At 72.8% G+C, this 8625-nt stretch carries 9 protein-coding genes and 1 pseudogene; 3 read left to right on the top strand and 7 right to left on the bottom strand.

What is annotated here, in order from left to right; genetic code table 11:
* Positions 1–643, bottom strand: a 643-nt coding sequence (locus tag MFF42_RS14010; protein WP_238256282.1) for a WecB/TagA/CpsF family glycosyltransferase, incomplete at its 3' end; no start/stop codon positions are given.
* Positions 640–1671, bottom strand: a complete 1032-nt coding sequence (locus MFF42_RS14005) for a UDP-glucuronic acid decarboxylase family protein (RefSeq protein WP_238256281.1) — start codon at positions 1669–1671, stop codon at positions 640–642. The genes MFF42_RS14005 and MFF42_RS14010, both read right to left, overlap by 4 nt.
* A 436-nt stretch (positions 1672–2107) precedes the next feature.
* Here MFF42_RS14005 and MFF42_RS14000 point away from each other — a divergent pair, with 436 nt between their 5' ends.
* The 3 genes from MFF42_RS14000 to MFF42_RS13990 all read left to right on the top strand — a co-directional run bounded on the left by MFF42_RS14000 (position 2108) and on the right by MFF42_RS13990 (position 5358).
* The gene (locus MFF42_RS14000; protein WP_238256280.1) at positions 2108–3451 is read left to right on the top strand and encodes a polysaccharide biosynthesis/export family protein; all 1344 of its coding nucleotides are present in this window, start codon (positions 2108–2110) and stop codon (positions 3449–3451) included.
* An 84-nt stretch (positions 3452–3535) separates the two neighbouring features.
* Positions 3536–4945 carry a mannose-1-phosphate guanylyltransferase/mannose-6-phosphate isomerase gene (locus MFF42_RS13995; protein ID WP_238256279.1) on the top strand — a complete coding sequence of 470 codons (1410 nt, stop codon included), beginning with the start codon at positions 3536–3538 and terminating at the stop codon, positions 4943–4945.
* A gap of 26 nt (positions 4946–4971) precedes the next feature.
* A complete protein-coding gene (locus MFF42_RS13990) occupies positions 4972–5358 on the top strand; it encodes a hypothetical protein (RefSeq protein WP_238256278.1) in 387 nt (128 codons plus the stop codon).
* Between the two features lie 201 nt (positions 5359–5559).
* Here MFF42_RS13990 and MFF42_RS13985 read toward each other — a convergent pair whose 3' ends face one another.
* From MFF42_RS13985 to MFF42_RS13965, 5 genes and pseudogenes are all read right to left on the bottom strand, one after another.
* Positions 5560–6237, bottom strand: a complete 678-nt coding sequence (locus tag MFF42_RS13985; protein ID WP_238256277.1) for a response regulator transcription factor — start codon at positions 6235–6237, stop codon at positions 5560–5562.
* Entirely contained in the window at positions 6234–6860 is a 627-nt protein-coding gene (locus tag MFF42_RS13980; protein WP_238256276.1) for an MxaH protein, read from the bottom strand. Before MFF42_RS13980 ends, MFF42_RS13985 begins: the two co-directional genes overlap by 4 nt.
* A complete protein-coding gene (locus tag MFF42_RS13975) occupies positions 6857–7801 on the bottom strand; it encodes a YncE family protein (protein ID WP_238256275.1) in 945 nt (314 codons plus the stop codon). The genes MFF42_RS13980 and MFF42_RS13975 overlap by 4 nt, the downstream gene beginning before the upstream one ends.
* Positions 7802–7814: 13 nt before the next feature.
* On the bottom strand, positions 7815–8345 hold the full coding sequence (locus tag MFF42_RS13970; RefSeq protein WP_238256274.1) for an SRPBCC family protein: 531 nt from the start codon (positions 8343–8345) through the stop codon (positions 7815–7817).
* Positions 8345–8625, bottom strand: a pseudogene (locus MFF42_RS13965) (VWA domain-containing protein); the annotation flags it as partial. The gene MFF42_RS13970 and the pseudogene MFF42_RS13965, both read right to left, overlap by 1 nt.

Genomic DNA, 8625 nt, shown 5'->3' with positions numbered 1-8625 from the left:
CGCGCCGCTGCATCCAGACCGGCGCCTGCCGCTTGGTGCCGGCGAGGAAGTCGAAGGCCGCGCCGACGCCGACCATGACCGGCACGTCCAGCCGGTCGCGGTGGCGCGCCATCCAGTATTCCTGCTTCGGGGTGCTGAGGCCGACCCACAGGATGTCGGGTTTCGCCGCGTTGATGCGCGCGACGATCGCCTCGTCCTCCTCCGGCGTCGTCGGCCGGAAGGGCGGCGAGAAGGTGCCGGCCACGGGCAGGTCGGGGAACTGCTCCGTCAGGCGCGCGGCCAGCCGCTCGGGCAGGCCTGAAGCACCTCCGAAGTAGTATTGCCGGTAGCCCCTACGGGCCGACAGGGCCGTCAGCGCGCGCATCAGGTCGGGTCCGTAGACCCGCTGGGTGCGCGGGAAGCCGAGCCGGCGCGCCATGAAGACCAGCGGCATCCCGTCCGGCGTGACGAGCCCGGCGCGCTCGTGGATCGCGCGCAGGGCCCCGTCGGTCTGGCACTCGATGACGCCGTGGGCGCCGGTGATGCAGACGTAGTGGCGCTGGCGGCCGAGGATCCAGTCCTCGACCGCCGTCACGGCCTCGTCCAGGGTGATCGCGCTGACCGGCACCCCCAGGATCGGAACGCGGGGAAGCGGCGCGCTCATGAGCCGGTCCTCGCCAAGTCTGTCGTCGCCAAGTCCGTCGTTGCAAAGTCCTGCTGCGCCGGCTCGAACGGGGTCACGCTCGAGGCGGAGGCGGTGAGGAGCGCGTCGAAATAGGCGATCGTCCGCGTCAGCCCCTCGTCGAGCCCGACCTTCGGACTCCAGTGCAGCATCGCCTTCGCCCGGGTGATGTCCGGGCAGCGCTGGCGCGGGTCGTCCTGCGGCAGCGGGCGGTAGACGATGGGGGAGCGCGAGCCCGTGAGGGCGACGATCCGCTCTGCAATCTCGGCGATGGTCACCTCGGTCGGGTTGCCGAGGTTGACCGCGCCGTCGAGCGTGCCCGGGACGTTCATCAGCCGCATCAGCCCCTCGACGAGGTCGTCGACGAAGCAGAAGGCGCGGGTCTGGCGGCCGTCGCCGTAGAGGGTGATCGGCTCGCCCCGCAGCGCCTGCACGACGAAGTTCGAGACGACGCGGCCGTCGTCGCGGTTCATCCGCGGCCCGTAGGTGTTGAAGATGCGCGCCACGCGGATCGGCACGTCGTGGCGGCGCTGATAGTCGAAGAACAGGGTCTCGGCGCAGCGCTTGCCCTCGTCGTAGCAGGCGCGCGGGCCGCTGACGCTGACGAGGCCGCGATAGCCCTCCGGCTGCGGATGCACGTCCGGATCGCCGTAGATCTCGCTGGTGGAGGCCTGGAGGATCGGGATGCCGAGCCGCTTGGCGAGCCCGAGCATGTTGATGGCCCCGAGCACGCTGGTCTTCGTGGTCTGCACCGGGTCGCGCTGGTAGTGGACCGGGGAGGCGGGGCAGGCGAGATTGTAGATCTCGTCCACCTCGACGTAGAGCGGGAAAGTCACGTCGTGGCGCATGACCTCGAAGCGCGGATTGCTCAGGTGCTGTGCGAGGTTCGACCGGTCGCCCGTATAGAAATTATCGACGGCGAGCACGTCGTGTCCCTGCGCCACCAGTCGATCGCACAGGTGACTGCCGACAAAGCCGGCTCCACCTGTGACAAGGATACGCTTCTTCATCGCTCGACGCCTCCCATTATCGGTCGATCACAGACTAGGTGACGGGGATCGCGCCCGGCATTGCTGTTTCGAGGAAGACGAAGCCCTCGACGGGGCGATGGCGACGTACCGCGATCGCGCGGAGGACGCCCCTTTCGGGTCCGAGGGGGACGGGGCGGTGCGGAAACGGTTCCCAACCGCGCCCGGGGGCCGGGACCGGCCCCGTCGGACTAACCCGGTCGCGAACCGGGGAGGGACCGAATAGCCAGGACCAATGGGGAGGGGGCTCTGGCATTCAAGCAGAGCGTCGCGACGGCCCGTCACGGTTCGTCACGGTCCGTCACGGATCTCCACCCGAGATCCTCACCCGAGCACGGCGGGCTTGGCGCAGATTCCGAGACCGGCCTCCCCCGGGATGCCGGCCGACGACCGGACGGCGGCCTCAAGAGGCGAAGGCATGCTCGACTTCAGGACATATCGGCCTTGGAACGGCGAATGGTGCCGCGGCGCGACGCTCGCGGCGGCGCTGGTGCTCTGTCTCGCCGGCTCTCCCCTGGCCGCCGAGGGACAGGCGCCGCTGCCGGAGCCGCCGGCCGAGACCGCGCTGCTCCTGTCGAGCGGCGACAAGCTGACGATGGTCGTGTTCGGCCAGGCCGATCTCACCGGCGAGTACGTGGTCGACGCGGTGGGCGACCTGAACCTGCCGCTGGTCGGCCGGGTCCGGGTCGCGGGGTTGAGCCCGGAGCAGGCCGAGACCCTGGTGCGGACGCGGCTCAACGACGGCTACCTGCGCTCGGCCACGGTCAGCCTGCGGCTGTCCGAGATGAAGCCGGTCTACGTGCTCGGCGAGGTGCGCTCGCCCGGCAGCTACACCTACCGCTACGGCCTCACCGTGCTCGGCGCGGTGGCGCTCGCCGGCGGCGGGCGGGTCGGCGACCGCTCGATCACCGAACTCAAGGGCGAGGTGCTGGCCGCGCGCGAGCGCCTGCGCGGGCTCGAACTCGCCCGGCTCGCCCAGCGCGCCCGGCAGCTTCGGCTGGAGGCGCAGCGGGACGGGCGCACGAGCTTCGTCTCGGACGAACTGATCGGCCCCGAGGCGAGCGCCCTCCTGCGCGGCGAGCAGGAGATCTTCTCGCTCCAGCGCGAGAGCGAGCGCAGCGAGGTCGGCCTGCTGCGCCAGCAGGTCGAGCGGCTCGAGACCGAGCGGGCGGCGCTGAGCCAGCAGCGGGCCCTGATCGAGGAACAGGTCAAGCTGACCGAGGCCCAGGTCCGCAACTACGCGCGGCTCACCGACAACGGCCACGGCCTGCAGACGATCATGGTGGACCGGCAGCGCGAGAACGCCCGGGTCCGGGCGGAGCTCGCCCGGATCGACGCGGACCTCGCCCGCAACGGCACCGCCACCGGCGAACTGACCCTGCGCCAGCGCGACACCGAGAACGGCCACCGGCGCCGGGTCGTGGCCGACCTCCAGGCCACCCGCCAGCAGCTGCTGGAGACCGAGGCGAGCCTGCCCATCGCCCGCGACCTCCTGGAGAGCCGCGCCCGGCGGCTCGCCGCCTCCGACGGCGGGACCGAGGCCACCGGCTGGAGCGTCGAGGTCACCCGGACCCTGCGCGACCGGGCGGTGACCTTCAAGGCCGCGCTCACCTCGGTGCTGCTGCCGGGCGACGTCGTCCAGGTCTCGCCCGCCAAGGCAGGCGCGGGGGAGGCGCCGGCGCCCGCCCGCGACGGGGCGGCCGCGCCCGGCCCCGTCTCGCAGGCCGCCCCGGCCCTGCGCAGCGCCGTGCAGACCCCCTGACCCCTCGCGAGCCTCGACCCAAACCTAATCCAAGCCACACCCCAAGCTTCACCCCAAGCCTCAGCACGAAAAGGACGCCCGTCGATGCCTGCACGGATCCAACCCGTCATCCTCTGCGGCGGCTCGGGAACGCGGCTCTGGCCCACCTCCCGCACCTCGCTGCCGAAGCAGTTCGTGCCCCTGCTCGGGCCGCACTCGACCTTCCAGCAGACCCTGCTGCGGCTGCAGGGCCCGCTCTTCGCCCGGCCGATCGTGGTGGCGAACCGCGATCACCGCTTCCTCGTCGAGAAGCAGGCCGCCGCGATCGACGCGGGCGTCACCCTCCTGCTGGAGCCGGAGCGCCGCGATTCCGGCCCGGCGATCCTGGCCGCCTGCACCCTGGTGGCGCGGGCGGACCCGGAGGCGGTGGTGCTCGTGCTTCCCTCCGACCACATCGTCACCGAGCCGCGCGCCTTCCGGCGCGCCGTCGCCTCCGCCCTGCCGGCGGCGCGGGCCGGGCGCCTCGTCACCTTCGGCATCGAGGCGGATCACGCCAGCACCGAGTACGGCTGGATCCGCCCCGGCGCCCGCGTCGAGGCGCGCTGCCACGCGGTGCACACCTTCGCCGAGAAGCCGGACGCGGGCCGGGCCGCGACCTATCTTGCCGACCGCTGGATGTGGAATTCCGGCAACTTTCTGATGCGGGCCGACACCCTGTGCGGCGAGTACAGGGCGTTCGATCCGGACACGGCGGCGGCGGCGGAGGCCGCGGTCGAGGCCGCCGCCGACGAGGGCGGCGCGCTCGCCCTCGACGCCGCGGGGTTTGCCGGCACCCACAAGACCTCGCTGGACTTCGCGGTGATGGAGAAGACGAGCCGCGCCGCGGTGGCGCGGATGCGCTGCGGCTGGTCGGATGTCGGCAACTGGAACGCGCTGTGGGCGATCAGCGAGCGCGACGACCTCGGCAATGTCAGCCGCGGCGCGGCCGAATTGTTCGACAGCGAGGGCTGCTTCGTCTCGTCCGACGGCATGGTCACCTCCCTCGTCGGCGTGCGCGACCTCGTGGTGGTGGCCGAGAAGGACGCGATCCTGGTGGCCGACCGCAGCCGCTGCGGCGACGTGCGCAAGATGGTCGAGATCCTGCGCAGCAAGGGCCGGCCCCAGGCCGAGTGGCACGCCTCCTCGCACCGCCCCTGGGGCAGCTACCGGGTGCTGGAGGCCTCCGACGGCTTCCAGGTCAAGCGGATCACCGTGGCGCCGGGCGGCCGGCTCTCCCTGCAGAAGCACCGCCACCGGGCCGAGCACTGGGTCGTGGTGCGCGGCTGCGCCCGGGTGACCGTGGACGACACGATCGCCGATTACCGCGAGAGCGAGCACATCTTCATCCCGCTCGGCGCGATCCACCGCCTCGAAAATCCCGGCAACGACGATGTCGAACTGATCGAGGTGCAACTCGGCAGCTACCTCGGCGAGGACGACATCGTCCGCCTCGAGGACGCCTACCACCGCGCCTGACGCTCCCCGCCATGACAGGCGCTGACATGACAGGTGCTCGGACGGCCCCCGAGGAGCAGCGGACGACGGAGACCGGCCCGGATGCCGCGGCATCCGAGCCGGCGGAGCGCGGCACCCTGACCCGGCACTGGGACAGCCTGGACGGGGAGGCGGCCGCGCTGCTCGGCGCGGTCGAGCGCCATCTCGACCGGTCCCCGGAGGGGGGGCGGCCCTGCCCGACGCCCCTCGGCGGGGAGAAGCCGCGGCACCGGCTCGCCGGTCCGAGCCTCGCCTCCGCCCCCGAGCGGCCGCGGCGCTGGATCACCGCGGTCCTCGTCGCGGCGGCGCTGACGCTGCCCTTCGCCACGCCCGCCGGCGGCCCCGGCCCGCGGGCCTCGCCCGGCGAGCCCGTGGAGGAGCGGCGTGCCGAGTGACCCCAGCGGGCCGGTCGCGGACTCCCGATCTACATCCCTCATCCTGAGGTGCCCGCGTCAGCGGGCCTCGAAGGATCCTCCAGGAATCGTGCGGGATCTGGAGGATCCTTCGAGGCCGACGCTGCGCGCCGGCACCTCAGGATGAGGGGGAGGATGGGAGAAGTCCGGCTACTGGCTGCCGGCCGATCCTTCCAGGGGCGCTCACAGCAGCGCGTTGCGCCGGTTGACCGCGATCTGGACCAGCCCGGCGCGGGACTCGACGCCGAGCTTCTTGCGCATGCTGGAACTGGCGTTGATCACCGTGCGGTAGCTCACCGCCATGGCGCCGGCGATGGCCTCGTACGATTTGCCCTGGCTCAGCAGCGACAGGATCTGCAATTCCCGCGCGCTCAGGGTGGCGAGCGGGGCCGGGCGGGCGCCGCGGTTCAGCATCGCCACGTCGGTGGCCAGCGCGTGCGGCAGGTAGCCCTGCCCGGCATGCACGGCGTCGAGGGCTTCGAGGAAGGCTTCCGAGCCGGCATCCTTGAGCACGAAGCCGAGCGCGCCGCTCTCCAGCGCCCGGGAGACGAGCACCGGGTCGGCATGCATGCTGAAGACGAGGATGCGCGCTCGCGGGTCCAGCGCCCGGATGCGGCGGATCAGCGACAGGCCGGACAGGCCGTCGTCGCGGAAGCTCAGGTCGGCCACGACGAGGGCGGGCCGGTGCCGGTGGAACAGGCGATAGCCCGAGACGATGTCGGCGGCCTCGTAGACTCTGGCGACGCCCGCGGCGTCCGCCAGGCGGCGCACGCCCTGCAGCACGATCGGGTGGTCGTCGACCACGAGCATCGTCTCCGGCCGCGCCGGCACGGGCCGGGCGGCCGCGCGTCCGTCGCTCACGGCTGTCCTCCCGACTGTTCTCCCAATTGTTCTCCCTGGGGCCGAGGCGGGTCGGGCGGCATTTCCGGCGCGGCGACGTCCGGCCGCTCCCGGGCTTCGAGGCGGGCGAGGGCGGCGGCGTGGTCGGCGCCCTGGGCGCGGGTGTTGTAGTAGTGCTGGCACATCTCGCCGTAGAGGCTCTTGTGGCGGCCCCGCACGGCCGCGATCGCACCGAGGCCGTCGATCAGGCCGCGATAGGATTCCGGCTTGCCGATCTCGGACAGCATCTGCCCGAGCTGCACCGTGCGGTTGGCGATCATGCGCTTGTCTTCCACGAAGGCGCTGCGCGCCCTGTCGAGGGATTCGCGGATGTCCCTGACCGCGGCGGCATCCGCGGGCAAGGGGTGCCCCGCCTCGCGGCCGGCGAGCCAGCGGGCCGGATCCGTGCCGTCGGTGGGCGAGAGCCAGTCCGGCAGGTGATCCTCCGCCGTCGAGGCGACGACGGTCCCCTCGTCGCCGCGGTCGGGCGCCGCGCTCGACGCCTCGCCGGCGGTCTCCGCGCCGCGGTCGCAGGCGCAGAGAATCAGCAGGATGGCGAGCCCGGCCGACAGGCCGGTAAGGCGACCGGCGGCACGCGCTCTCATCGCGGAGTATCCTTCGCTGCAGCGGCGACGGCGAGGCTGCGCGGACCCTCGGCGACGGGCACCTGGGCGACCTCCTTCAGCGTGGCGAGGTCGAGGACGGACACGGTGTCGGAGAACCAGTTCGCGACATAGGCCCGGCCGCCCTCGATCACGATGCCCTCGGGATAGCGGCCGACGCCGATGGTTGCCGCGATGCCGAGCGTGTCCGCGTCGAGAACGGTGACCGTGGCGGCGTGCTGGTTGGTCACGAGCACCCGCGCCCCGTCCGGGCTCACGGCGATGCCGTAGGGCATGGCGCCGGCCGGCACGGTGGCGACGGCCTTCAGCGCCTGCGTGTCGATCACGGTGAGGTCGTTGCTGCGCACGTTGCCGACATAGAGGCGGCGCTCGTCCGGGCTCAGCGCCAGGGCGAAGGGCGCGGTGCCGACGGGGATCGTCGCGAGCCGGGTCATCCGCGCGGTCTCGAACACGCTGACCTGATGGCTCTCCCGGTCGGCGACGTAGAGCCGTCCGGTGCGGTCGAGGGCGAGATGGGCCGGGTCGCGGCCGGTCTCGGCAGAGGCCTCGACCGTTCCGTCCGCGGCCGAGAGCCGATCGACGCGGTGGCCCGACCAGTCGGCGACGAACAGGGTGCCGCCGTCCGCCGAGGCGGCGAGGCCGAAGCCCTGGCCCTTGTAGGGGAGGCGGCGCAGCACCGCCCCGGTGGCCGCGTCGGCCACAGTGATCGCGTGCCCGTCCGGATGGCTGAGGAAGACCGATCCGCCGCCCGCCGCGACCGTCGCGGGGGCCCCCGCCACGGCGGCGCGGCCCGCGACCGCGCCCGCCTCGACGCGCGTCACCTGCGCGCCCTGCTGGCTCGCGACGTAGACGGGCGCGGCCTGCGCCGGCACGCCGGCGAGCGCGGAGGCGAGGATCAGCGCGGCGAGGGCGGGGCGGATCATTAGGCCGGATTCCTCATTTGGCCTTGCCGCCCTCCACGGCCGCCTTCAGGCCCTTCAGCCCGTCCGCGAAATACGCGTTCATCGCCGCCTTGCCGGCCTCGTCGCCGAGGTTTTCGGGGGGCTCGTTGCCGGTGTCGCCGCGGTAGAAGCGGCCCATCCACTCGACCTTGGAGCCGTCGCCCTCGGGGCTCACGGTGACCGTCGCCGAGTAGGAGGAGACCGGCAGCGCCTTCAGGTCCGGCTCGCCCATCCGGTAGGAATAGGTGCGCGCCTCCGGCTTGTACTCGTCAAGGCTCTCCTCGAGCCGGCCGCCGTTCTTGAAGGTGAGGGTGCGGGTGCCGCCGTCCTTGGTGCCGCTGCCTTCGGCCTTGGCGAGCGCCGGGTGCCACCGACCGATGCCGGCGAAGTCGCCGGCCACCCTCCACACCGCGTCCGGGCTCGCCTTGATCGTGATCGACTGGGAGACTTTTTGCGGGGTCGGGCCGTGGGCCAGTGCCGCGGTCGCCGCGAGCGCCAGCGGGAGGACGAGAAGGGACAGACGCATCATGAGGTCCTGCTTGCGGTGAAGGGGAGGGCGCGGGCGCGCAGCGCATCCGCGAGGAAGGCGGCGAGCGCCAGGGCGAGCGCCGCCGCGCCGAGGAGGGGACGCAGGTCGAGCCGGCCGGGCAGGGGCCGTGGGGTCGCGGCGGCGAGGAGGGGCGCGCGCAGGCTGTCCGGCCCGTCGAGATGGGCGTAGGCGAGGCCGGTCTGGGCGGCGAGCGCCTTCAGATGCGGCTCGCGCACCGAGGAGAGATGCTCCTCGCCCCGCGCCGCGCTGCCGCCGA

It is taken from the genome of Methylorubrum podarium (genome assembly GCF_022179745.1).
Classification (GTDB): domain Bacteria; phylum Pseudomonadota; class Alphaproteobacteria; order Rhizobiales; family Beijerinckiaceae; genus Methylobacterium; species Methylobacterium podarium.
This window is presented reverse-complemented; position numbering and strand designations above follow the sequence as displayed.